We start from the raw sequence: 24,025 nt of genomic DNA, 5'->3' as shown, positions 1-24,025 counted from the left end.
CCACCGCACGCGCTGAGTACGGTCGACGCCGTGAAAGCATTCCGCCGGTTCACCGTTCGAGTCCCGCTGCCCGACCGGATCGCCGACCTCGCGCCGTTGTCGCACAACCTGCGCTGGGCGTGGCACCTCCCGACCCAGGAACTGTTCGCCACGATCGATCCGGCGCTGTGGTCCTCGACCGGCGATCCGCTGCGGGTCCTCGCCGACGCCGACCCGGCGCGTCTGACCGAACTGGCTTCCGACGAGGACTTCGTCGCGCGGGTGGCCGACGCCTACGCCGACCTCCGGCAGTATCTCGACGCCCCGCAGTGGTTCCAGAGGTACGCGGCCGAGGCATCGGGACAGGACGGTTCGCCGCAGGACCGGGTGGTGCCGCCGGGAATCGCGTACTTCTCCATGGAGTTCGGTGTCTCGGAAGTGCTGCCCATCTACTCCGGCGGCCTGGGCATCCTCGCCGGTGACCATCTGAAAGCGGCCTCGGACCTCGGGCTGCCGCTGATCGGCGTCGGATTGCTGTACCGCTCCGGGTACTTCCGGCAGGGCCTCGATCACGACGGTTGGCAGATCGAGCGGTACCCGGTGAACGATCCCGCCGAACTCCCGCTCACGCTTCTCGACCGAGGGAAGCGAGTCGGCGACAGCGACGACGACACCCCGGCCGACGGCGCGGACCCGGTGATCGTCGAAGTCGCGATGCCCGGGGGCGCGACCCTGTCGGCGCAGGTGTGGATCGCGACCGTCGGACGAATCCCGTTGCTGCTCCTCGACTCCGACATCGACCGCAACGACGGCCAGCCCGACGGCGCCGTCCTGCGCGCGGTGACCGACCGGCTCTACGGCGGCGACCAGGAACACCGCATCGCGCAGGAGATCCTGCTGGGCATCGGCGGCGTCCGAGCGCTGCGCGAGTACGTGCGCATCTCCGGCCGACCCGAGCCGACGGTGTTCCACATGAACGAGGGACATGCGGGATTCCTCGGCGTGGAGCGGGTCCGCGAACTGGTGGCAGGCGGGCTCGACTTCGACACCGCGGAGGCAGTGGTCCGCGCGTCGAACGTCTTCACCACCCACACCCCGGTCCCGGCCGGGATCGACCGGTTCCCAGCCGACCTCGTCGCCCGGTACCTCGACGCCGACGACGACGGCGTCTCACGCCTGCTCCCGGGACTGGCTGCGGCGACGGTCATCGAACTGGGCGACGAGGCGGACCCGGGTGTGTTCAACATGGCGCACATGGGCTTTCGGCTCGGACAACGCAGCAACGGTGTCTCGCAGCTGCACGGCGCCGTGAGTCGCGAGATGTTCGCCGACCTGTGGCCCGGTTTCGACTCCGCAGACGTACCCATCGGCGCGGTCACCAACGGTGTGCACGGACCGACCTGGGTGGCCCCCGAGTGGCGCGACTTCGCCGGCGGAGACGAGGATTCCGCGCCCGAGGTGTACGCCGGCCTGTCCGACGAGACCATCTGGCGCACGCACGAGGAGCTCCGTTCGAGACTCGTCGGGGAAGTGCGCCGCCGAGCCCTCGCGAGCGGCCTCGAACGTGGCTTCACGCACGCCGAACTGAGCTGGACCGCCGACCTGTTCGACCCGCATGTGCTGACGATCGGATTCGCGCGGCGGGCGGCGACGTACAAGCGCCTCACCCTGATGCTGCGCGATCCCGAGCGCATGCGCGCCATCCTCACCGACCCCGAACGTCCGGTACAGCTGGTCATCGCGGGCAAGGCGCATCCCGCCGACGACGGCGGAAAATCGCTGATCCAGCAGGTCGTGCGGTTCACCGAGGACCCGGAACTGCGCGGCCGGATCGTGTTCCTCCCCGACTACGACATCTCGATGGCACGCGCCATCTACGCGGGTTGCGATGTGTGGCTGAACAATCCGGTGCGGCCGATGGAAGCCTGCGGGACATCGGGGATGAAATCGGCGCTCAACGGCGGACTCAACCTGTCGATCCTCGACGGCTGGTGGGACGAGATGGCCGACGGCGAGAACGGCTGGGCGATCCCGTCGGCTGAGGGGATCGCCGACGAGCACCGCCGCGACGATCTCGAGGCGCAGGCCCTCTACACGCTCCTCGAGGAGACGGTGATCCCACTGTTCTACCGTCGCGACGACGACGGCGTGCCCCGCCGGTGGGTGGAGATGATGCGCCACACACTCACCCGGCTCGGACCTCGGGTGCTGGCGTCACGCATGGTCCGCGACTACACCACCGAGCTCTACTGCCCCGCCGCACGGTCCTACGAAGCCGCATGCGCCGACGGGTACGCGGGGGCACGCGACCTCGCGGCCTACCGTCGGACACTGGAGACCGGATGGTCCTCGGTGCTCGTCGCCGGGGTCGAGGACGTCAGGCGCGCGGACGGTCTGCACGTCACCGCCCATGTCGCGCTCGGCGACCTGGCGCCGGAGGCGGTGACGGTGCAGGTCGTGCTGGGCCGGGTCGGCGACGACGGCGACATCCTCGATCCGACGTTCACCGCCATGGCGCCCGAACCCGACCGCGACGCGTCGGACCGGGTGGTGTTCACCTCCCTCCTGCCGCCGTCGGCCTCCGGCCACCTCGGCTACACCGTCCGCGTACTCCCGCGTCATCCGCAGCTGTCATCCGAGTCCGAACTCGGCTTCGTGCGCTTCCCGACGACGACCGGGTGAGCTGACGAATTCAGGGTGTTCCCGGATACCGTCACCGCCCTCGCCACGCCACACTGGCCGGACAGTGCCAGTGATGGGAGGACCGGATGGCCGTGTCGCCGACGGTCGCGAGGGCGGCGTCGCAGATCGCCTCGATGCTGGGTGAGCGACGCATGCGGCTGGTCGCGACGCTCAACAAGCACGTGACCAACCCGATCGTGCTGCTCTGGGCCGGGCGCGTGGCGGGGATGGCGGTCGTCGAGCACGTGGGCCGCCGCAGCGGACGCCGCTACCGCACGCCGGTCATGGCCATCGTGTCGGGTCAGCGGTTCTGGGTTGTCCTCAACTACGGCGCGGGGTCGGACTGGGTGACGAATGTGCTCGCCGCGCAGGGTGCCTCGATCCGGCACCGCGGTCGGCAGCGTCGACTCGAGGACGTCCGGGTGGAACCGGCATCCCGCAGCAGTGTCCCGCTCCCCGATCGTTTCGACGACGAGCGAGAAGTGCTCAGCGCGATCCTGCGAGACGCGTGAGGCGGCGGCCCCCAGCTGGTCGGCCCGGCGATGGGCCTCGTCAGCGCTTCTTGAGCCGCAGCCGCGAATAGGTGAAGGCGAGCAGCAGCGCGCTGATCACCGCGAGCACTCCGTAGGCCAGCGCGGTGTGCGCGATCGACGTCTCCCACAAGGTGATCCGCTGCGGGGCGGCGACATTGATGCTGTACAGGTCCACGCTGCCGGCCGCGGCCACGTATCCCCAGAAGGACGGGAAGACCCACGACAGCTGTTCCAGTCCGATGCCGTCGAGCTTGAACAGGCCGCCGCAGAACACCAACTGGACCATCACGACGATGACCAGCGGCGGCATCACCTGCTCGTTGGACTTGACGGCCGACGAGATGGCGAGTCCGACCAGCGTGCTCACACAGGCGAGGACGGCCACCGCGACCAGCAACGCGAGCGGCGGCGGCAGGACCGGTCCGCCGAAATCGGGCAGTCCGCGGCCGGCGAAGGTGATGCCGACCATGATGATCGTCTGCAGTACCGCGGCGATGAAGAACACCACGATCTTCGCGAAAAGATATGCGCCGGGGCGTAACCCGACGGCGCGCTCGCGTTCGAAGATGTCGCGCTCCCCGACGAGATCGCGCACGGTCAGCGCCGCACCCATGAACGCGGCGCCGACGACCAGCACGACCAGGATCTGGATCGCCTCGGCGCCGTCCTTCGGTGGCGGGGCATTCGGGATCACCTCGAGGCGCGCGAATCCACTCGAACCCGGGATCACCAGGGTGAGCAACCCCAGCACGACGGGCAGCAGCACCAGGAAGACGAGGTAGCCGACGTCGGCGAAGATCAGCCGTACCTGCCGCCGGGCGATGGTCGACGACTGTCGGGGGAAACTCGTGTGCGGCACCGGGATCGGCGGACCAGGCGGACGCTGCGGCGGTGGTGGGTTCGGCGCACGGCGGTGCCGGTCCAGATACCGCATGTGCGCCGTGTCCGGCTGATCGGCGACGTAGGCGAAGATCTCGGCCCAGTCGGACGTGCCCATCTCGCCCTCGACCTGTCCGGGCGGGCCGCAGAAGGATGTCTTGCCGCCGGGCGCCAGCAGGAGCACCTGGTCGCACATGGACAGATAGGTCAGCGAGTGCGTGACAACGAGCACCACACGTCCGGCGTCGGCGAGCCGGCGGAGGGTGGCCATCACCTGGCGGTCGAGCGCCGGATCGAGACCGGACGTCGGCTCGTCGAGGATCAGCAGCGACGGGCCCGTCAGCAACTCCATCGCCACCGACGCACGCTTCTGCTGGCCGCCGGACAGCTTCTCCACCCGGGTGTCGACGTGCTCGGTCAGCTGGAGTTCGCTGAGCACCCCGTCGATGACCCGGTCCCGGTCGGCCTTCGAGAGATCGGGCGGCAGGCGTAGTTCCGCGGCATAGCGCAGCGCCTGCCGCAGCGTGAGCTTGTGGTGGAGTACGTCTTTCTGCGGCACCATGCCGATACGGGTGCGCAACGCGTCATACTCGGCGTGCACGTTGCGGCTCTCGAAGGTGACCAGACCGCTCGTCGGCGAATTGAGTCCGGCCGCGATCTTCGACACCGTCGACTTACCCGCGCCCGAAGGCCCGATCACCGCGGTCAACGTGCCGGGGCTGGCACTGAAATCGACATCGGCCAGCAGCCGCTTCCCGCCGTCGACGACGAGGCTCACCCCGTGGACGTGGAGGCCGTCGGCGACCGCGGCGCTCTCCTGGCCGCGCATCAGGGTGCCGCCGGACACCACGAAGTCGCTGTTGCCGATCGTGACGACGTCACCGTCGGTCAGGGGCGCACTGGAGACCCGCCGGCCGTTGACGAAGGTTCCGTTGACGCTGCCGAGATCCTCGATCACGAGGGCGGGCCCGCGGCTCGACACCTGTGCGTGATGCCGAGACGCCAGCACGTCGCTGACGACGATGTCGTTGTCGGGAGTGCGTCCGATGCGCTGGACCCCGCGCAGCGAGATCGATTCGCGCTCGGGCGGAGTCGGCGCGCCGGGCAAGCGGTAGACCGCGGACACATTCTGCTGCAACGCCTGCAGATGCGGCGCGTTGAGCACATCCGGCGGCATCGGATCCACACCGCCGAACTGGCGGCCGATCGCYCCGCCGGCGGGGCGGGCGGGCATCCGGCCGGAGACCGGGGCTCCCTGGCCCGGGAAGCCGGCCGACCGCGGACCCGACGACGGGTGACCCGACTGCATCGGGCGCGAGACCGGCGGGACCGGCCGGGACGGCATGCCGCGACCGGGTCCGCTCGACGGTGCCCGGCCCCCGGGCACGGGCGAGTCGACCACGAGATCGACGACCGGGCCGGTGTTCAGGTCACCGAGGCGCACCTGCATCGAGCCCGGCACCATGAACTCGGCCATCCGCTGACCGTTGACGAAGAAGCCGTTCGTGCTGCCGATGTCGACCAGGCACCAGGCCACCCCACGCCACTCGATAGCGAGATGCCGACGAGACACCATCGGGTGGTTGATCACGATGTCGTTGTCGGGTTCACGGCCCAGGGTGACACGGCGGGACCCGCCCAGTGGGTGCGGTGCCCCACCGTCGACGATCACCCGTCCACGCGCCATCGATGTGCTGTTCATCGCCGACAACTCTAGTGCCTGAAGACGCTGTTCACGCCGTTCTGTCGAGCAGACAGCCGACCCCGTGGGAGTCGGCTGTCTGCTCGGTGGAGTCGACTGTCGCTACAGGTACTGACCCGTGTTCGTCTCGGTGTCGATGGCCCGGCTCGCGCCCGCACTCTTGCCGGTGACCAGCGTGCGGATGTAGACGATCCGCTCGCCCTTCTTGCCCGAGATCCGGGCCCAGTCGTCGGGGTTGGTCGTGTTGGGCAGGTCCTCGTTCTCCGCGAACTCGTCGAGGATGGAGTCGAAGAGATGCTGGACGCGCAGACCCGGGGCACCCGTGTCGAGTTGCGACTTGATCGCGTACTTCTTGGCCCGGTCGACGACGTTCTGGATCATCGCGCCGGAGTTGAAGTCCTTGAAGTACATGATCTCTTTGTCGCCGTTGGCGTACGTCACCTCGAGGAACCGGTTGTCCTCGCTCTCGGCGTACATCCGTTCGACGACCTTCTCGATCATCGCGTTGACGCAGGCCGTGCGATCACCGCCGAACTCGCCGATGTCGTCGGCGTGGATGGGCAGCTCCTCGGTGAGGTACTTGGAGAAGATGTCGATCGCCGACTCGGCGTCGGGACGCTCGATCTTGATCTTCACGTCGAGACGGCCCGGACGCAGAATGGCAGGGTCGATCATGTCTTCGCGGTTCGACGCACCGATCACGATGACGTTCTCGAGACCCTCGACGCCGTCGATCTCGCTGAGCAGCTGCGGGACGACGGTCGTCTCCACATCGGAGGAGACACCCGACCCGCGCGTGCGGAAGATCGAGTCCATCTCGTCGAAGAAGACGATGACCGGAGTGCCCTCCGAGGCCTTCTCACGCGCCCGCTGGAAGATCAGCCGGATGTGGCGTTCGGTCTCACCGACGAACTTGTTGAGCAGTTCGGGGCCCTTGATGTTGAGGAAGTACGACTTCGCCTCCTTGGCGTCGTCGCCGCGCACCTGCGCGATCTTCTTCGCCAGGGAGTTGGCCACGGCCTTGGCGATGAGCGTCTTGCCACATCCGGGCGGACCGTAGAGCAGCACACCCTTCGGCGGACGCAGCTGGTAGTCGCGGAACAGGTCCTTGTGCAGGAACGGCAGTTCGACGGCGTCGCGGATCTGCTCGATCTGGCGACCCAGACCACCGATGTCCTCGTATCCGACGTCGGGGACCTCTTCGAGGACGAGATCCTCGACCTCGGCCTTGGGCACGCGCTCGAAGGCGAAACCGGCCTTGGTGTCGATGAGCAGCGAGTCACCGGGACGCAGCTTGCGGCGCAGGCCGTCCTCTCCGTCGACCTCGCCCAGCAGCGGCTCGGCCAGCCAGACCACCCGCTCCTCGTCGGCGTGACCGACGACCAGGGCGCGCTTGCCGTCGCCGAGCACCTCGCGCAGCGTGCTGATCTCGCCGACGGTGTCGAACTCGCAGGCCTCGACGATGGTCAGCGCCTCGTTCAGGCGCAGGGTCTGGCCCTTGGTCAGCGTCTCGGTGTCGATGTTCGGCGAACAGGTGAGCCGCATCTTGCGGCCGGAGGTGAACACGTCGACGGTGGCGTCTGGATGCACGTCCAGCAGTACGCCGTAGCCGCTCGGCGGCTGACCGAGCCGGTCGACCTCTTCGCGCAGGGCGATGAGTTGCTGTCGGGCTTCCTTGAGAGTGTCGAGCAGCTTCGCGTTGCGTGCGGTGAGACTGTCCACTCGCTCCTGGAGGTCCCCGGCCGGCCGGCCGGCCGCGCCGCGCGCAGACGAGTCCGAGCCGCTCCGCGACAGCGGCGACTCGGAGCCGCTCCGCGGCGGGGGCGGAGTGTAGGCGGGTACGAAGCCCTCGTCGGATGCACTGGCGCTCTCGGGAACCCCGCGGTCCCCCAGTGCGTCGTGGCGGTCAGATCCGGTCATTGCTGACTCCTCTCGCCGGCAATCACCCGATCCCTCGATCGGAATGCTCGCGCCGTATCCCTACGCTACCGGCCGCGACGCGGAATCGCCGTCTGCCGCGCAATCGCCGGTGTTGACGGTGTGTTAAATGTGCGTCTTCGCAACGTATTCGCGATGTTTCACCGCGACCTCGGACGGGGTCAGCCCTTGCTGGGTCGACGCTGCGGGCGCAATGTGGTGGTCCCGTCGGCGAGCCGCCGGGCGGTGATCAGAAAGGCGGTGTGGCCTTGCATTTTGTGTTCGGGCCGCACCGCGAGGCCCACCGCACTCCACTCGCGCAGCAGGGTCTCCCAGGCCCGGGGCTCGGTCCAGCACTCCTGTTCGCGCAGGGCCTCCATCACCCGGGACAGCTGGGTGACGGTTGCCACGTACACCGTCAAGACCCCGCCTGGTTTCAACACCGTGCGGACCACGTCGAGGGGTTCCCACGGCGCGAGCATGTCCAGGATGACCCGGTCGAACCGTTCGTCGGGATCCACGTTGGCCAGGTCGTCGACCGTCAGGTGCCAGTTGTCCGGGCGTCCGCCGAAAAAGGTCTCGACGTTGCGGGTCGCGTACTCGGCGTGGTCATCCCGGATCTCGTAGGAGACGACCTCGCCGTCGGCACCGACCGCCCGCAGCAGCGAACACGTCAGCGCACCCGACCCGGCACCGGCCTCGAGCACCCGCGCACCCGGGAAGATGTCGCCCTCGAGCACGATCTGCGCCGCGTCCTTGGGGTAGATGACCTGGGCTCCGCGCGGCATCGACAGCACGTAGTCGACCAGCAGCGGCCGCAACGCGAGATACTGGGTCCCGCTGGTCGCGGAGACGATGCTGCCTTCGGGCGAGCCGATCAGATCGTCGTGGGAGATCGCCCCGCGGTGGGTGTGGAACTGCTTTCCCTCGTCGAGCAGCACCGTGAACTTGCGCCCCTTGGCATCGGTCAGCTGAACCCGGTCGCCGATGGCGAACGGTCCGGTGGTGGGCACTGGTGCTTCCTCTCGTGAACGATCCGAACCCGCGCGCCTGCGCGCAGCGGTTCGTGGGCCGTGTGGACGTTACCCGACCAGGTGGGTCCGACCCGCCTCGTGTCACCCGTCGCGCGGTCGGAGACGCGGTCCCGTGCGACCCGAGTGTCGGGGCGCCGGCCTGTCGGGGCCGGCGCCTACCCTGCGAAGGGTGAGCACGATGACCGGTGTCGGGGACACCTCGACCAGCACGACCCCAGCCGGGGTGCCCGGCCCGGATTCCCAGGGCACCGGCGGGCGCGGCATCGTCGGACGGCCGCTGGCGCTGTCCCCGTCCCGCGCCGCGGACTTCAAGCAGTGCCCCCTGCTCTATCGGTACCGCGCGATCGACCGGTTCCCGGAGACACCCACGGCCGCGCAGACCCGGGGCACCGTGGTGCACGCGGCGCTGGAGAACCTGTTCGACCTCCCGGCCGAACTCCGCACCCAGGACTCCGCCGAGCTCCTGGTCGAGGGAGCCTGGGCCGCACTGTGCGAGGGCGACCCGGACCTGGCGAAGGTGATCGGCGAGGGCGGGCAGGAGGCCTTCCTCGCCGACGCGTACAAGCTGATCGCCACCTACTACACGATGGAGAACCCCACCGCGTTCGACGCCGACGCGGTGGAGGAACACGTCGAGATCGACGCCGACGACATGCTGATGCGCGGCTTCATCGATCGCATCGACGTCGCGCCGACCGGCGAGATCCGGGTCGTCGACTACAAGACCGGACGATCCCCGGGCGAGGCCTACGAGGCCAAGGCGCTGTTCCAGATGAAGTTCTATGCGCTCGCGATCCTGCGCACCCGCGGGGTGGTGCCGGCCCGCCTGCAACTGATGTACCTCTCCGACGGGCAGCAGCTGATCTATCGCCCGGACCACGACGAACTGCTCCGCTTCGAGCGCACCCTGCGCGCGATCTGGCAGGCGATCCGCGCGGCCGTGACGTCCGGCGATTTCCGACCGAAGAAGTCCTGGCTGTGCAAGTTCTGCGAGCACCACGCCCGCTGTCCCGAGTTCGGCGGTGAGGTCCCGCCGTACCCGGGCCCGCCGCCGGGATTCGCGGCCTGATCCCACGCCGGCAGCCCGTCGGCGTGCCCCCGCACCGGACGACTATGTCGATGGTCATAGAGTGGCCGGGTGGAGAACTCGTACTACGATCCCATCGACGCCCCGTCGGATGCTGCGAGGTCTGACTCCGAGCACGACTTCGAGTACTTCCGCCCGACCGACGCCACGCTGAGCGTGTGGTCGCCGACCATGCAGCACGGCGGTCCCCCGTCGGCCCTCCTGATGCGGTCGCTGCTGCGGTGCGAGCCCGACCCGGCCCAGCACTTCACGAGGGTGACCACCGAGATCCTCGGCCCGGTCGGGTTGGGCGTCAACCGGGTGTCCGCCCGGGTCGTACGACCCGGCCGCCAGATCAGCCTCGTGGAGACCGAACTGCAGGTTCAGCAGGCCGACGGGACGTTCCGCGCCGCCGCACGATCGGTGGGTTGGCGTCTGCGCGTCGCCGACACCGCCGAGATCGCCGACGGTCCCGCTCCCCTGACCCCCGAACCGGACGAGTCGAAGGCGTTGATCGGTTTCTCCGACGACAGCGGCGAGGCGGTCGACTGGGGCACGCTGGGGTTCATCGGGACCGTCGAGTCGATCCGGGTCGAGGGACGCAACGGGACGACTCCCGCGGTGTGGCTACGGCCGGCGATCCCGCTCGTCGCCGACGAGAAGATCGCGGACCTCGAGTCGATGTTCACCGTCATCGACGTCGCCAACGGGCTGGGAACCCGGCTTCGGCCGAATCGGTGGACCTGGATGAACACCGACACCACCGTGCACCTGACGCGCGTCCCGAGCGGACCGTGGGTCGGCATCGACGCCCACATGATCACCGGCCCGGACGGATTCGGCAGCACCTTCGCCGACCTCTACGACGCGTCCGGGCACATCGGCCGGTCGGCCCAGACGGTGATGCTCAGCGCGGTGCGATAGGCCACGCCGTCTGCTTCGTGTGGCGCGAGCGTCGCACGCTACCCCAGGCCGGAGCTTGCGGAAGCCGGTCCGAGCCCCCGCTCCCTGAGGAGGCCGGAGCTTGCGGAGGCCGGTCCGAGCCCCCGCTCCCTGAGGAGGCCGGAGCTTGCGGAGGCCGGTCCGAGCCCCCGCTCCCTGAGGAGGCCGGAGCTTGCGGAGGCCGTCACGAAGGGTCCTCGTGAGAGGCGTCGGGAACCCTTCGAGGCTCGTCGCTTGCGCTCCTCGCACCTCAGGGAGCGGGAAGGCTGTCGCTTGCGCTCCTCGCACCTCAGGGAGCGGGAAGATTCGTCGCTTGCGCTCCTCGCACCTCAGGGAGCGGGAAGGCTCGTCGCCCGCGGGTCCGCAAAGCGGCTAGAACCGGCAGGAGCGGATGTCGGTCGCCAGGATCGCCTTCGCGCCCAGCTCGGACAACTCGTCCATGAGGTTCTGGTGGTCCTTGCGGGGAACCATCGCGCGGACGGCGACCCAGTCCGGGTCGGCCATGGGTGCCACGGTCGGCGACTCGAGACCCGGGGTGAGCAGCGATGCTCGATCGAGAAGGGAACGGGGGCAGTCGTAGTCGATCATCACGTACTGCTGTCCGAACACCACGCCCTGAACACGGGCGATGAACTGCCGTTCGGCCTTGGTGAGATCGGCGTCGCGGCGGGAGATCAGGACGGCCTCGGAATCACACAACGACTCTCCGAAGGCCACCAGGTCGTGCTGACGCAGCGTGCGGCCGGAGCCGACCACGTCGGCGATCGCGTCGGCGACACCGAGCTGGATCGAGATCTCGACCGCACCGTCGAGGCGGATGATGTCGGCGGTGATGCCGTGCCCGGCCAGGTCCTCACGCACGAGGTTCGGGTAGGACGTGGCGATGCGCTTGCCCGCGAGATCGGCCACGCTCCACTGCTGGTCGGCGGGCGCCGCATAGCGGAAGGTCGACGAGCCGAAGCCCATCGCCAGCTGCTCGGAGACCTCGGCCCCGGAGTCCCGGGCGAGGTCGCGCCCGGTGATGCCCAGGTCCAGGCGGCCGGACGCGACGTAGATCGCGATGTCCTTGGGGCGGAGAAAGAAGAACTCGACGTCGTTGTTGTTGTCCAGGACCGTGAGGTCCTTGGCGTCGGTCCGGCGACGGTAGCCGGCCTCGGAGAGGATGGCCGACGCGGATTCGGAGAGCGCACCCTTGTTGGGTACGGCCACTCGCAGCATCTCGATGTCCTTTTCGTGGGGTTGCGCCCGCGGGCGCGGTGATGGAGCTGAACGGTGTGTCGTGCGGAAGGTGTGTCCGGACCGGGTCAGCCGGTCACAGATGTCGGTACACGTCCTGCAGCGTCAGTCCGCGCTTGATCATCATCACCTGCAGCCAGTAGACGAGCTGCGAGATCTCCTCGCCGAGCGACTCGTCGGATTCGTGTTCGGCGGCGAGCCAGACCTCACCGGCCTCTTCGATGATCTTCTTGCCCAGGGTGTGTACACCCGAGTCGAGGGCGGCGACGGTACCCGAACCCTCGGGACGGCTCTGCGCCTTGTCGCTGAGTTCGGCGAACAGATCCTCGAAAGTCTTCACGATTCCTCATTTTTGCATGTCGTGATGCGCGCGAGACCGCCGGTCCACGCGTCGGCGACACAATCGAGGTCCAGCCCGACGAGAGAGGTCCGGAAGACGCGCAACCGACCCGGTTCGACCGGCGCCGCGGACTCGACGACGAGCGTCGGACATCCGGCCGCCGACGCCGCCTGGGCACCGGTCGGCGAGTCCTCGACCGCCAGGCACTCCGCGGTCGGGACACCGAGGAGCTCCGCGGCTCGTAGGTAGGGGTCGGGCGCGGGTTTGCCCACCGCGACCTCGTCGCCGCAGACCGTCGTGGTGAAGCGTTCCCGCCCGATGGTCTCCAGGGCCACCTCGGTGAGCTCCCGCACCGTGTTCGTCACCAGCACCATCGGGATCCCGGCCGCGGCCACCAGGTCCAGCGCTGCGGACGCTCCGGGACGCCACGGCAGGTCGTCGGCGAACAGTTCGGCGACCCGGTCGAGGGTCCAGCGTCCGTCGGCCTCGGGATCGCGATCCGCGGCGGACAGACCGGCCGCGTCGTGGACCTTCGCCAGCGCGTCGGGCAGCGAGTTCCCGAGGGTGGATTCGCGGAGTTCCGGTGACATCACGATGCCGTGCCGCACGGCCAGCTCGGCCATCGCGACGTCCCAGATCGGTTCGGAGTCGAGCAGCGTGCCGTCCATGTCCCACAGCACCGCTGCGGGCAGGCGCACACCCGAGGGCGCGGTCGTGGTGAAGGAGGTGGCGGCGGGGGCCGGACGGCTCGGACGGGCGGTGTCGGTCACCCCTGCATCATCGCAACCCACTGCTCGGTGGGCTCGTCGGCGGGGTAGAACAGCTCGATGGTCAGTTCGTCGAGAGTGACGTCGCGCGGCGAACCGAACGTGGTGAGTGTGCTGAAGAAGGACAGCACCTGCTCGCCGAGTTCGAGCTGGAACGGCACCAGCAACGCCGCCGGATCCGGTGGCCCGACCCGGTCACGCGCGAGGCGACCGTCGAGGGCGGCGACGGACGGATACGCCGACACCTCCCGTTCGAGATCGGCGAGGCGCGGGTCGCCGGTGATCCGCGCCATCCGCCGGAGCAGGTCGAGGAGGTAGGTCGCCCAGTCGTCGAAGTTGTGCGTCCGTTGTGCGAAGCCGTCCGGATGCAGCGAGACCCGGAACAGGTTGACCGGGACCGATTGCAGTTCGCGGGGCAGCATCTCCAGCAGCGTGAGCGCGGTGTCGTTGGCCAGGACGACGTTCCAGGTCCGGTCGAGCGCCACGCCCATGTTCGGGTTGTGGGCGTCGAGCAACCGCTGCACGGACGACCGCACGCGCGACATGGTCTCCGCGTCGAGCGGTTCCTCGCTGTATCGAGGCGCGTGCCCTGCCGCGAGGAGAAGTGAGTTGCGTTCGCGCAGTGGCACATCCAGGCGCTCGGACAGGGCCTCGAGGAGTGCCGGACTCGGCCGGGACCGGCCGGTCTCGACGAAGCTGAGGTGGCGTGGTGAGACACCGACCTCGTAGGCGAGGTCCAGCTGACTCAGCGAGCGACGAGAGCGCCACTGCCGCAGCATGCTTCCCACCTCGACCGTCATGAGGGCCATGCTAGGTCCCGGATGGGGGCCGCCACGACTACCTCACGGGTAACGGTTGCCGGAAGTCCGGGACATCAGGCCTTCAGACAGGACTCGATCAGCTCCAGCGAGTGTCCGATGGTCTGGGCGAGGACTTCCTCGGGTTCGCCGTCGAACACCTCCCGGGACGCGCTGACCCGTCCTCGGTGATCCAGTCCGAACCACACCGTGCCCGGCGCCGCCTCATCCGGTTCGGGCCCGGCTTCGCCGGTCACCGCGACGACCAGATCGGCGTCGAAGAGGCGCGCGGTCGTCGCCACCATCGCGCGCGCCGCCGTCTCACTCACCACCGGTCCCTCGGGAACCTCGAGCAGGCTGTACTTCACGTCCTTGTGGTACGCGACGACGCCACCCCGGAACCATGTGCCCGCATTCGGCGCCTTGCTCAGCTCCGTCGCCAGATTCCCTCCGGTCAGCGACTCCGCGACCGCAATCCGTACACCGGCCTCCATCGCGGCGTCGGCCACGCGTCGGCAGGTCTCCGAGAAATCACTCACGTCCGACATGTGTCGCTCCCTTCGCGTCGGCGTCGATCATCGCTGGTTCGTATCCATTCGACCGCATCCTGAAACGACTACCTGGTAGGTAGTGGTGCCGGCGGCACCGGGTGCGCGAGGTTGGGGACATGACCCGTATCGAGAGCGACCCCGTGTCCGCGCCGCACACGACCGTGCTCGTCGCGCCGGCGATGGGGGTGCCGGCGCGTGTGTACCGTCGCCTGACCGAGGCGCTGACGACAAGCGGATTCGACGTCGAGATCGTCCCGCGCCGCGGGATCGAGGAGGGCAGTGAGCCACCGTCTCGACGTTCCGACTGGTCCTACGCCGACGAGGCGGCCGACCTGGCCGACGCCGTGGCCGCGGCCCGGGCGGACGACACCGAGACCAGGGTCCTCGTGGTCGGTCACAGCCTGGGTGCGCAGTTGGCCGCGATGGTGGCCGTGCCGGCGGAGCACGCCCCCGACGGAATCGTGGCGATCGGCGCGTCGGTCCCCCACTTCCGCCACTACGGCCTGCGCGGCGTCCCGCTCGCCGCACTGGCCGCGTCGGTCGCCCCGGTCGCGGGGATCGCCGGCCGGTGGCCACGAGGCGGCTTCGGCGGCCCCACGCCGCGCACGCTGATGCGGGAGTGGGCACGCATGGTGCTGACCGGGCGGGCGCCGTTCGCGCTCGACTCCCGAATCGTGGTGCCGGCGTTGTCGATCCGGCTGCACGACGACGAGCTCGTCACCGACCGTGCGGCCTCGGCGTTCGACGCCGCGTTCGCACCGGAGGCGATCACTCACTGGCGCTACGACGACGCGCACTGTCCGCCGGGCGGGAGCACCACCCACATCGGTTGGGTCCGCACGCCCGACACCGTCGCGCACCGAATCGCGGACTGGTGGGACTCGCACACGACCATCACGCCGGCGCCCATCGGGTCCGATGCCGTCCGACGGTGATGATCAGGGCGCCCAGACCCCCGACGTGGACTCGATCCGTTCCCGGGTGCGGGCTGCGGTGCCACGAGCCCACGCACCGGTCGAGACGACGGCGAGAACGAGGACTGCGACACCGCACAGAGCCATGATCAGCCACACCGGGCGGGCGGCTGCGGCGAGGCCATCGGCAACCGACCCGTCGATCCCGGCGAACGCCACCGCGCCGAACACCGCGACCCCGAGGGCAGTGCCGACCTGACGACCGGTCGAGGCCATCGCCGACGCCAGCCCCGCCTGTGTGCGCGGCATCCCCGACACCGCACCGTTGGTGATCGGTGCGTTGAGGAACCCGAAACCCAGACCGAAGACCAGGTACGACGCACCGACGTAGACGAGAGCGGTGTCGTTCCCCAGGCCGGTGAGCATCAGTGCGCCCGCCACCATCGCCACTCCCCCGATCACCATCGGCGTCCGGGCTCCCCGGCCGCCGACGAGCCGACCGGCGATCGGTGCGCAGACCACCGACGCCGCCGCCATCGGCAACATCATGAGTCCTGCGCTCAGCGGCGACATACCGCGAACCTCCTGCAGGTACAACGTGTTGAGGAACAGGAAGCCACCGGTGGCGGCGAAAGCGATGACCGCACACGCCACCGAGCTCGAGAACGGCGCACTCCGGAAGAACCGCGGGTCGAGAAGTGGTTCCGTGCGGCGACTCTCGTAGGCGATCAGCGCGACGAGCGCACTGACGGCGACGACGAAACACCCGACCACGACCGGGGACGTCCAGCCCAGGGGACGCCCCTCGATGATGGCGAAGGTGAGGGTGGCGAGGAAGGTCAGGATCAGGACCTGTCCGACCGGGTCCGCCCGACGGGCTCGGTCGGCCTTGGACTCGGGGACGAAACGCCTCGTCAGGGCCACCGCGAGCACGCAGACCGGGACATTGAGCCAGAAGATCGCCTCCCATCCGATTCCGGACACGAGAGCGCCACCGACAACCGGCCCGAATGCCAGGCTCATGCCGAATGCGGTGCCCCACAATCCGATTGCCTGGGCGCGTTCTCGTGGATCGACGAAGACGTTGGTGACGATCGACAATGCGACCGGGTTGAGCATCGCCCCGCCGACGGCTTGCAGCATGCGCGCCCCGATGAGCGCCTCGGGTGTGGGTGCCAGCGAACACAGCACGGAGGCGACACCGAAGGTCACCAGACCCACCTGGAAGACCCTCTTGCGACCCAGACGGTCTCCGAGTGATCCACCGAAGATCAGGAGGCTGGCGATCACGAGCGCGTACGAGTCGAGGACCCATTGCAGCTGCGCGGGCGAGGCACCCAGGTCCGAGCTGATCGACGGCAGTGCGACATTCACCGCCGAGACGTCGAGACCGACGATGAAGAGACTCAGACAGCAGGTGGCGAGGATGACGAGCCGATCCCTACGCGTGAGGACGCCGTCGGCCGAGCGAGCGCGCAATGCTGCGCGTGCAGCCTTCACGACTCGGCCGCCTCACGGAGGAGGCCGAGCAGGCCCGCGAGCTGCCGGAGCTGCTCCTCGTCGAGCGCGGCGAACATGCCGGGCGCCGTGGCCGGGTCCGCGGTCACCTCGTCCACCACACGACGTCCGACGTCGGTGATGGTGACGCGTTTGACTCGGCCGTCGTCGGCGTCGGCCTCCCTGGTCACGAGCCCGCGGGCGACGAGATCGTTGACAATGCCGCTCATCGCCGACGCGTCCACGCCCATCCGTTCCGCGAGGTCCCGCTGGGTCATCGGCCGTACCGCGACGCGGCGGAGTGCCCGGAACCGGCTGAAGGGGATGTCGATGACCTCGCTGATGCGGTCGCGCGATTGTTTGGCCTGGTCGCGAACGAGACTGTTCATCGTGAACCACACTTCGGTCGCGGTCTGCGAGTGGGCGCCGATCCCACCGTCAGTTGTAGACATACAACAATTGTATAACTACAACTATCCCTCGGCAATCTCCTGGGGATGGAGCCGGGTTCCGGGGGTTCACGACGCACGGTCACCGTAGGCTGGGATTCAGCAACGTCGAGCGAAAGCGGAGTCGCCATGTCGAAGATCCTGGTGTTCGGACACCGCAACCCCGACACCGATGCCATCGGGGCCGCGATCGGTCTCGCCTCCCTCGAAGCCGCGCTGGGCAGTGATGTCGAGGCCGTCGCCCTGGGCCGGCCGAGTCTCGAAACCGCTTTCGCGCTCGAGCATTTCGGCCTCGACGCGCCCCGCGTGATCGAGACCGCCGCGCCGTCGGACGTGATGCTCGTCGACCACAACGAACGGCAGCAGAGCGCCGCCGACATCACCGACGTCACCGTGCTGAAGGTCATCGACCACCATCGGATCGCCAACTTCGAGACGGCGGCGCCCCTCTACGTCCGCATCGAGCCCGTCGGGTGCACGTGCACGATCCTCACCCGGATGTACGCGGAGAACGGGGTCGACATCCCGCGTCCCGAGGCGGGCATCATGCTCTCGGCGATCATCTCCGACACCCTGCTGTTCAACTCGCCCACCTGCACCGACGCCGACCGCGCGGCCGCCGCGGAACTCGCCGCCATCGCCGGCGTCGACGTCGACGAGTACGGCGACGCACTGCTCCGCGCGGGCACCGCCCTCGGTGACGAACCGGCGTCGGCGATCATCGGCCGGGACTCCAAGAGCTTCGCGATGGGACCGAAGACGGTGCGGGTCTCGCAGCTCACCACGGTCGACTCCGCCGAGGTTCTCGACCGCCGCGACGAATTCCTCGCCGCGATGACCGCCGAGAAGGATGCCGCAGGCTACGACCTCTACCTGCTGCTGATCACCGACGTGATCGCCTGCGACTCGGACCTTCTGGTGGTCGGCGAACCCGTGGCGGCCGTCGAGCGGGCACTGGGGGTCACCGTCGCCGACGGTCACACCTTCGGCAAGGGGATCGTGTCACGCAAGAAGCAGATCGTGCCGCAGCTGACCGAGGTGCTGGACGTCTAGCTGCCGACGCCCTCACCGTGCCGGCCCGCTCCCCCGGCGAATCGGGTTGCGCCGGCGAGTGTGTCGGTCGCCAGGGAGACCATGCCGTGCCGCAACTCGTTGCCGATCGCCGCATCGGTGTCCAGGCCGTCCTGTTCGAGGACCGACAGCCGGTCCTCACGCATGCAGGTCTGCGGGAACCCGGCGATCTCGGTGGCCAGCGTGATCGCGGCCGGCAGTGACGTCCCCGACGGTACGACGCGGTTGGCGAGCCCGATCGACAGCGCCTCCGCGGCCGGCACCGCCCGGCCGGTCAGCACGAGATCCATGGCCCGGCTCTCACCGATCAAGCGCGGCAGACGGACGGTACCGCCGTCGATCAGCGGGACGCCCCACCGGCGACAGAACACCCCGAAGACGGCATCGTCGTCGGCGACACGGAGGTCCGCCCACAGCGCCAGCTCCAGTCCGCCGGCCACGGCGTGCCCGGAGATCGCCGCGATCACCGGTTTCGATAACGTCATCCGCGTCGGGCCCATCGGCCCGTCGCCGTCGGGCGCCACCCGGTTCGGCACACCGTCCGAGATCGCCTTGAGATCGGCCCCGGCACAGAACGTCCCGCCCTCGCCGTAGAGAACCGCGACGGACACCGAGTCGTCGGCGTCGAACCGGCGGAAGGCATCCGCCAGCGCGTCGGCCGTCGCCCGGTCGACGGCATTGCGCCGATCCGGCCGGTCGATCCCGATGATCCGCACCGGCCCCTCGGTCCGCTCCAGAACCGTCATCGCCTGTCCCCCGTCCCTCGATCGGCTGCGGACGTACCTCAGGTGTTGAAGTACTTCGCCTCCGGATGGTGCAGCACGAACGCATCGGTCGACTGCTCGGGATGCAGCTGCAACTCCTCGGACAGTTCGACGCCGATCCGACCGGGCTCGAGCAGCTCGATCATCTTGGCCCGGTCCTCGAGGTCGGGGCAGGCTCCGTAGCCGAACGAGAAACGGGCGCCGCGGTATTCGAGGTCGAAGAAGCCCTGCGCGTTCGCCGGGTCCTCGCTGTCCATCGTGCGGTCGCCGAACGTCAGCTCGCTGCGCACGCGCTGGTGCCAGTATTCGGCGAGCGCCTCGGTCAGCTGGACCCCGATGCCGTGCACCTCGAGATAGTCGCGGTAGGCGTCCTCGGCGAACAGCTTGTTGGCGAAGTCGGCGATCGGCTGACCCATGGTGACGAGTTGGAACGGCAGCACGTCGACCTTGCCCGCGGCCTTCGCGTCGTCGCGCGACCGGATGAAGTCCGCGATGCACAGGAACCGCGACCGCTGCTGACGCGGGAACGTGAAGCTGAACCGCACCGGCGCATCCGGTTCCGGCTCGGTGAGCACGTGGACGGTGTCGCCGTCGCTGACCGCCGGGTAGTACCCGTAGACGACGGCCGCGTGCTGCAGGATGTTCTCGGTCGACAGGCGATCGATCCAGTAGCGCAGGCGCGGCCGGCCCTCGGTCTCGACGAGCTCCTCGTACGACGGCCCGTCACCACCGCGGGCGCCGCGAAGACCCCACTGGCCCAGGAACAGCGCGCGCTCGTCGAGGAGTTGCATGTAGTCCGCGATCGGGACGCCCTTGACGATCCGCGACCCCCAGAACGGCGGCGTCGGGATCTCGTTGTCGGCGGCCACATCCGAGCGGGCCGGCACCGCCACGGGCTCCTCGGCGGCCTTGCGTTTGGCAGCGATGCGCTTCGATCGGTCGTGCCGGGCCTTGCGTTCGGCGGCCTTCTCCGCCGCCGCCTTCGCCTCGGCGCTGTCCGGATCGGGTCCCCCGCCGCGCTTCGTCGCCATGATGTCGTCCATCAGGCGCAGACCCTCGAAAGCGTCACGCGCATAGTGCACGTCGCCCTCGTAGGTCTCGGAGAGATCGTTCTCGACGTAGGAGCGGGTGAGCGCGGCGCCGCCCAGCAGCACCGGGTACTCGTCGGCGAGACCGCGGGAGTTGATCTCCTCGAGGTTCTCCTTCATCACCACGGTCGACTTCACCAGCAGTCCGGACATGCCGATGACGTCGGCCCGCTTGTCCGCGGCGACGTCGAGGATGGTCGCGATCGGCTGTTTGATGCCGATGTTGACGACCTCGTAACCGTTGTTGGACAGGATGATGTCGACCAGGTTCTTGCCGATGTCGTGCACGTCGCCCTTGACGGTGGCGAGCACGATGCGGCCCTTGCCGTCCTCGCCGGTGGCCTCCATGTGCGGCTCGAGATGCGCCACCGCGGTTTTCATCACCTCGGCGGACTGCAGCACGAACGGCAGCTGCATCTGACCCGAACCGAAGAGCTCGCCGACGGTCTTCATCCCCGACAGCAGTGTGTCGTTGATGATCGACAGCGGTGGCACCTGGGTCATCGCCTCGTCGAGATCGTCGGTGAGCCCGTTGCGCTCGCCGTCGACGATCCGGCGCTCCAGCCGCTCGAACAGCGGCAGCTTCGCCAGTTCCTGGGCCCGCGACTCGCGCGCCGAGGCGGCGGAGACACCCTCGAATAGCTCCATCAGCTTCTGCAGCGGGTCGTAACCCTCGCGTCGCCGGTCGTAGACGAGATCGAGGGCGACCTCGCGGTGCTCCTCCGGGATCCGGGCCATCGGCAGGATCTTCGACGCGTGCACGATGGCCGTGTCGAGGCCGGCCTGCACGCACTCGTGCAGGAAGACCGAGTTCAGCACCTGTCGCGCAGCGGGATTGAGCCCGAACGAGATGTTCGAGATGCCCAGCGTGAAATGCACGTCGGGGTGAGCCTCGTGCAGCCGGCGGATCGCCTCGATGGTCTCGATGCCGTCGCGCCGGACCTCCTCCTGTCCCGTCGAGATCGGGAAGGTCAGCGTGTCGAGGATGATGTCCTCTTCGGCGAGACCCCAGTTGCCGGTGATGTCGGCGATCAGCCGCTCGGCCACCCGGACCTTCCAGTCGGCGGTCCGCGCCTGCCCCTCTTCGTCGATGGTGAGCGCGACGACCGCCGCGCCGTGTTCGACGACGAGCTGCATGATCTTGGTGAACCGGGAGTCCGGTCCGTCGCCGTCCTCGTAGTTCACCGAGTTGACCGCGCAGCGCCCGCCCAGCGATTCCAGACCGGCGCGGATGACCTCCGGCTCGGTGGAGTCGAGCATGATCGGCAGCGTCGACGAGGTCGCGAAACGACTGGCGAGAGCGGTCATGTCGGCGGCACCGTCGCGCCCGACGTAGTCGACGTTGAGGTCGAGCATGTGGGCGCCGTCGCGGGTCTGGTCCTTCGCGATGTCGAGGCACTTCTGGTAGTCCTCGGCGATCATCGCCTCGCGGAAGGCCTTGGAGCCGTTGGTGTTCGTGCGTTCACCGATGACCAGGAAGCTGGCGTCCTGGTCGAAGGGCACCGCGGAGTAGAGCGACGACGTCTCCGACTCGTGCTCCGGGGTACGGGTCGCCGGGGTCACCTCGGCGACCGCCGCCGCGACCTGCCGGATGTGCTCGGGGGTCGTCCCGCAGCAGCCGCCGACGAACTCCAGTCCGAACTCGCCGACGAACTGCGCCATCGCCTGCGCCAGTTCCTCGGGCGTCAGCGGGTACTCGGCGCCGTTGGCGCCCAGGACCGGCAGACCGGCGTTCGGCATCACCGACACCGGGATACGGGCGTGCTTGGACAGGTACCGCAGATGTTCGCTCATCTCCGCCGGACCGGTGGCGCAGTTGAGGCCGATGAGGTCGATCCCGAGGGGTTCCAGTGCCGTCAGCGCGGCGCCGATCTCCGACCCGAGGAGCATCGTGCCGGTCGTCTCGACCGTGACGTGCGAGATGATCGGGATCTTGCGACCCACCCGCTCCATCGCCCGGTGCGCGGCGACCACTGCCGATTTGACCTGCAGGAGGTCCTGGGAGGTCTCGATCAGGACCGCGTCGGCGCCGCCCTCGAGCATGCCGATCACGCACTCGAGGTACGCGTCGCGAATGGCCGCATACGTGGTGTGGCCGAGGCTGGGCAGCTTGGTGCCCGGCCCGATCGATCCGAGTACGAACCGGGCGGTGCCGTCGGCCGAGGGACCCATCTCGTCGGCGACGCCGCGCGCGATGGCCGTGCCCTTGTACGACAGCTCCCGGATGCGGTCGGCGATGTCGTAGTCGCCGAGATTCGAGAGGTTGCACCCGAAGGTGTTGGTCTCGACGGCATCGGCGCCGGCCTCGAAGTAGGCACGGTGGATGCTCTCGAGGACGTCGGGCCGGGTGTCGTTGAGGATCTCGTTGCAACCCTCGAGACCACGGAAGTCGTCGAGCGTCAGATCCGCGGCCTGCAGCATGGTGCCCATCGCCCCGTCGCCGATCAGCACCCGGCGCGACATCGACGACAGGAATGTCGTGTCGAAATCGCGAGGATCGGTTCCGGAGAAGTCAGGGGACATGGTTGACAGCGTAGTTCGCCCTCTCTGCGTGTTCGGTCGTAGGCTGGATCGGTGAACGCTGAGCAGACGTCGAACCTTCCCCAGCTGCGCAGACCCATTCTGCTCGCGGCCTTCGAGGGGTGGAACGACGCCGGGGACGCCGCCAGCAGCGCTGTCGAGCACCTGGCACTCGAATGGGACGCCCGACCCCTCGCCGACATCGACTCCGATGAATACTACGACTTCCAGGTCAATCGCCCCACCGTGAATCAGATCGACGGCGTCACGCGCCGGATCGACTGGCCGACGACGTCCATCTCGTACTGCAGTCCGCGCGGCGCCGACCGCGACATCGTGCTGGTCCGCGGCATCGAACCCAACATGCGGTGGCGCGCGTTCTGCGCCGAGATCGTCGACCTCGCGCAGGAGCTCGGGGTCGAGACCACGGTGATGCTGGGGGCGTTGCTCGCCGACACCCCGCACACCCGCCCGGTGCCGGTGACCGGCGCGGCCTACAGCAGCGAGTCCGCGGCCCGGTACAACCTCGCCGAGAGCCGCTACGAGGGCCCGACCGGCATCACCGGCGTCCTCCAGGACCTCTTCGTCCAGGCGGGCCTGCCGGCCGTGTCGTTCTGGGCGGCGGTCCCCCACTATGTGTCGACGCCGCCGAACCCCAAGGCGACGGTGGCGCTGCTGACCCGGGTCGAAGAGGTCCTCGACATCGAGGTGCCGCTCGGCACGCTCCCCGAGCAGGCCGAGGAATGGGAACGCGCGGTCACCGAGATGACCGAGGACGACGAGGAGATCGCCGATTACGTGCGCGGGCTCGAGGAGCGCGGCGACGCCGAGGTCGATCCGGACGAGGTGATGGCGAAGATCGACGGCGACGCCCTCGCCGCCGAGTTCGAGCGCTACCTCAAGCGCCGCGGTCAAGGGCCGTTCGGGTCCTGACCCGAACGGTCGGACGTCAGCCGATCTTCTCGATCGACACCACGGGGGTGGTGATCCGCCACGTGCGGACCTCCGGGTCGTCGGCTGCCCGCACCCAGAACTGCGCGGATTCACCCAGGCGACACGACTTCACGCCGAGCAGCGGGATGTCCTCGGAGTCACGCCGGAGCCGGCTGACCGTCCAGTCCTCGTCGTCGGTGCCACCGACCCCGGGGGCCCGGAGAAGCGTCATCTCGGTGAAATCCAGCAGGTAGGTCGACGTCCGGGTGACGACGGTGTACACCCCGGCGTCGGTCTTGGGTCGGATCTCTTGCACGCGCGCCACGTCAGCACTCTACCCAGACGCCGGCGAGCCGACATCTCG

Annotated in this window: 20 protein-coding genes; 7 read left to right on the top strand and 13 right to left on the bottom strand. The window is 68.8% G+C overall.

Going from position 1 to position 24,025, the window contains the following annotated elements; genetic code table 11:
• Positions 1 to 30 precede the first annotated feature (30 nt).
• Together glgP and CA982_RS11785 are read left to right on the top strand one after the other, a co-directional pair.
• The gene (gene glgP / locus CA982_RS11790; RefSeq protein ID WP_086535539.1) at positions 31 to 2,661 is read left to right on the top strand and encodes an alpha-glucan family phosphorylase; all 2,631 of its coding nucleotides are present in this window, start codon (positions 31 to 33) and stop codon (positions 2,659 to 2,661) included.
• 86 nt (positions 2,662 to 2,747) lie between these two features.
• Positions 2,748 to 3,173: a nitroreductase family deazaflavin-dependent oxidoreductase gene (locus CA982_RS11785; RefSeq protein ID WP_086535504.1), complete on the top strand. Its 426-nt coding sequence runs from the start codon at positions 2,748 to 2,750 to the stop codon at positions 3,171 to 3,173.
• A 40-nt stretch (positions 3,174 to 3,213) separates the two neighbouring features.
• Here CA982_RS11785 and CA982_RS11780 read toward each other — a convergent pair whose 3' ends face one another.
• The 3 genes from CA982_RS11780 to CA982_RS11770 all read right to left on the bottom strand — a co-directional run bounded on the left by CA982_RS11780 (position 3,214) and on the right by CA982_RS11770 (position 8,705).
• Entirely contained in the window at positions 3,214 to 5,760 is a 2,547-nt protein-coding gene (locus CA982_RS11780) for an FHA domain-containing protein (protein ID WP_086535538.1), read from the bottom strand.
• Positions 5,761 to 5,877: 117 nt separating this feature from the next.
• A complete protein-coding gene (arc, locus tag CA982_RS11775; protein ID WP_086535503.1) occupies positions 5,878 to 7,695 on the bottom strand; it encodes a proteasome ATPase in 1,818 nt (605 codons plus the stop codon).
• A gap of 179 nt (positions 7,696 to 7,874) precedes the next feature.
• Positions 7,875 to 8,705 carry a tRNA (adenine-N1)-methyltransferase gene (locus CA982_RS11770; protein WP_004019071.1) on the bottom strand — a complete coding sequence of 277 codons (831 nt, stop codon included), beginning with the start codon at positions 8,703 to 8,705 and terminating at the stop codon, positions 7,875 to 7,877.
• A gap of 199 nt (positions 8,706 to 8,904) precedes the next feature.
• Here CA982_RS11770 and CA982_RS11765 point away from each other — a divergent pair, with 199 nt between their 5' ends.
• Together CA982_RS11765 and CA982_RS11760 are read left to right on the top strand one after the other, a co-directional pair.
• Entirely contained in the window at positions 8,905 to 9,795 is an 891-nt protein-coding gene (locus tag CA982_RS11765; RefSeq protein ID WP_004019072.1) for a RecB family exonuclease, read from the top strand.
• Positions 9,796 to 9,864: 69 nt separating this feature from the next.
• Complete coding sequence (locus CA982_RS11760; protein WP_086535502.1) at positions 9,865 to 10,716, top strand: thioesterase family protein; 852 nt, start codon at positions 9,865 to 9,867, stop codon at positions 10,714 to 10,716.
• A 390-nt stretch (positions 10,717 to 11,106) separates the two neighbouring features.
• On the opposite strand, the gene hisG is transcribed toward CA982_RS11760, so the two are convergent.
• The 5 genes from hisG to CA982_RS11735 all read right to left on the bottom strand — a co-directional run bounded on the left by hisG (position 11,107) and on the right by CA982_RS11735 (position 14,422).
• Positions 11,107 to 11,952: an ATP phosphoribosyltransferase gene (gene hisG / locus CA982_RS11755; RefSeq protein WP_086535501.1), complete on the bottom strand. Its 846-nt coding sequence runs from the start codon at positions 11,950 to 11,952 to the stop codon at positions 11,107 to 11,109.
• Positions 11,953 to 12,046: 94 nt separating this feature from the next.
• Positions 12,047 to 12,310: a phosphoribosyl-ATP diphosphatase gene (locus CA982_RS11750; RefSeq protein WP_086535500.1), complete on the bottom strand. Its 264-nt coding sequence runs from the start codon at positions 12,308 to 12,310 to the stop codon at positions 12,047 to 12,049.
• Positions 12,307 to 12,978, bottom strand: a complete 672-nt coding sequence (locus CA982_RS11745) for an HAD family hydrolase (RefSeq protein WP_086535536.1) — start codon at positions 12,976 to 12,978, stop codon at positions 12,307 to 12,309. Before CA982_RS11745 ends, CA982_RS11750 begins: the two co-directional genes overlap by 4 nt.
• Positions 12,979 to 13,076: 98 nt before the next feature.
• Positions 13,077 to 13,877 (bottom strand): helix-turn-helix transcriptional regulator, encoded by an 801-nt coding sequence (locus CA982_RS11740; RefSeq protein WP_086535537.1) that lies wholly within the window; start codon positions 13,875 to 13,877, stop codon positions 13,077 to 13,079.
• A gap of 74 nt (positions 13,878 to 13,951) precedes the next feature.
• On the bottom strand, positions 13,952 to 14,422 hold the full coding sequence (locus CA982_RS11735; protein ID WP_086535499.1) for a CinA family protein: 471 nt from the start codon (positions 14,420 to 14,422) through the stop codon (positions 13,952 to 13,954).
• Positions 14,423 to 14,541: 119 nt separating this feature from the next.
• On the opposite strand from CA982_RS11735, the gene CA982_RS11730 reads away from it, so the two are divergent.
• A complete protein-coding gene (locus CA982_RS11730; RefSeq protein WP_086535535.1) occupies positions 14,542 to 15,360 on the top strand; it encodes an alpha/beta fold hydrolase in 819 nt (272 codons plus the stop codon).
• Positions 15,361 to 15,363: 3 nt separating this feature from the next.
• Here the strand turns inward: CA982_RS11730 and CA982_RS11725 are convergent, their stop codons facing one another.
• Together CA982_RS11725 and CA982_RS11720 are read right to left on the bottom strand one after the other, a co-directional pair.
• Positions 15,364 to 16,839, bottom strand: a complete 1,476-nt coding sequence (locus CA982_RS11725; protein ID WP_086535498.1) for an MFS transporter — start codon at positions 16,837 to 16,839, stop codon at positions 15,364 to 15,366.
• A complete protein-coding gene (locus tag CA982_RS11720; RefSeq protein ID WP_086535497.1) occupies positions 16,836 to 17,288 on the bottom strand; it encodes a MarR family winged helix-turn-helix transcriptional regulator in 453 nt (150 codons plus the stop codon). The genes CA982_RS11725 and CA982_RS11720 overlap by 4 nt, the downstream gene beginning before the upstream one ends.
• Positions 17,289 to 17,414: 126 nt before the next feature.
• Between CA982_RS11720 and CA982_RS11715 the strand changes: the two genes are divergently transcribed.
• A complete protein-coding gene (locus CA982_RS11715) occupies positions 17,415 to 18,338 on the top strand; it encodes a manganese-dependent inorganic pyrophosphatase (RefSeq protein WP_086535496.1) in 924 nt (307 codons plus the stop codon).
• On the opposite strand, the gene CA982_RS11710 is transcribed toward CA982_RS11715, so the two are convergent.
• On the bottom strand, positions 18,335 to 19,102 hold the full coding sequence (locus tag CA982_RS11710) for a crotonase/enoyl-CoA hydratase family protein (protein ID WP_086535495.1): 768 nt from the start codon (positions 19,100 to 19,102) through the stop codon (positions 18,335 to 18,337). The two genes, CA982_RS11715 and CA982_RS11710, sit on opposite strands and share 4 nt — an antisense overlap.
• Positions 19,103 to 19,140: 38 nt before the next feature.
• Entirely contained in the window at positions 19,141 to 22,731 is a 3,591-nt protein-coding gene (gene metH, locus CA982_RS11705) for a methionine synthase (RefSeq protein ID WP_086535494.1), read from the bottom strand.
• Between the two features lie 51 nt (positions 22,732 to 22,782).
• Here metH and CA982_RS11700 point away from each other — a divergent pair, with 51 nt between their 5' ends.
• Positions 22,783 to 23,661 (top strand): PAC2 family protein, encoded by an 879-nt coding sequence (locus tag CA982_RS11700; protein WP_004019089.1) that lies wholly within the window; start codon positions 22,783 to 22,785, stop codon positions 23,659 to 23,661.
• A gap of 16 nt (positions 23,662 to 23,677) precedes the next feature.
• On the opposite strand, the gene CA982_RS11695 is transcribed toward CA982_RS11700, so the two are convergent.
• Complete coding sequence (locus CA982_RS11695) at positions 23,678 to 23,986, bottom strand: hypothetical protein (RefSeq protein ID WP_086535493.1); 309 nt, start codon at positions 23,984 to 23,986, stop codon at positions 23,678 to 23,680.
• Positions 23,987 to 24,025: the final 39 nt, after the last annotated feature.

This window comes from Gordonia lacunae (assembly GCF_002149015.1).
Classification (GTDB): Bacteria; Actinomycetota; Actinomycetes; order Mycobacteriales; family Mycobacteriaceae; genus Gordonia; species Gordonia lacunae.
Note: the sequence above shows the minus strand (reverse complement) of the source record. Positions and strands in the feature narration are given on the sequence as shown.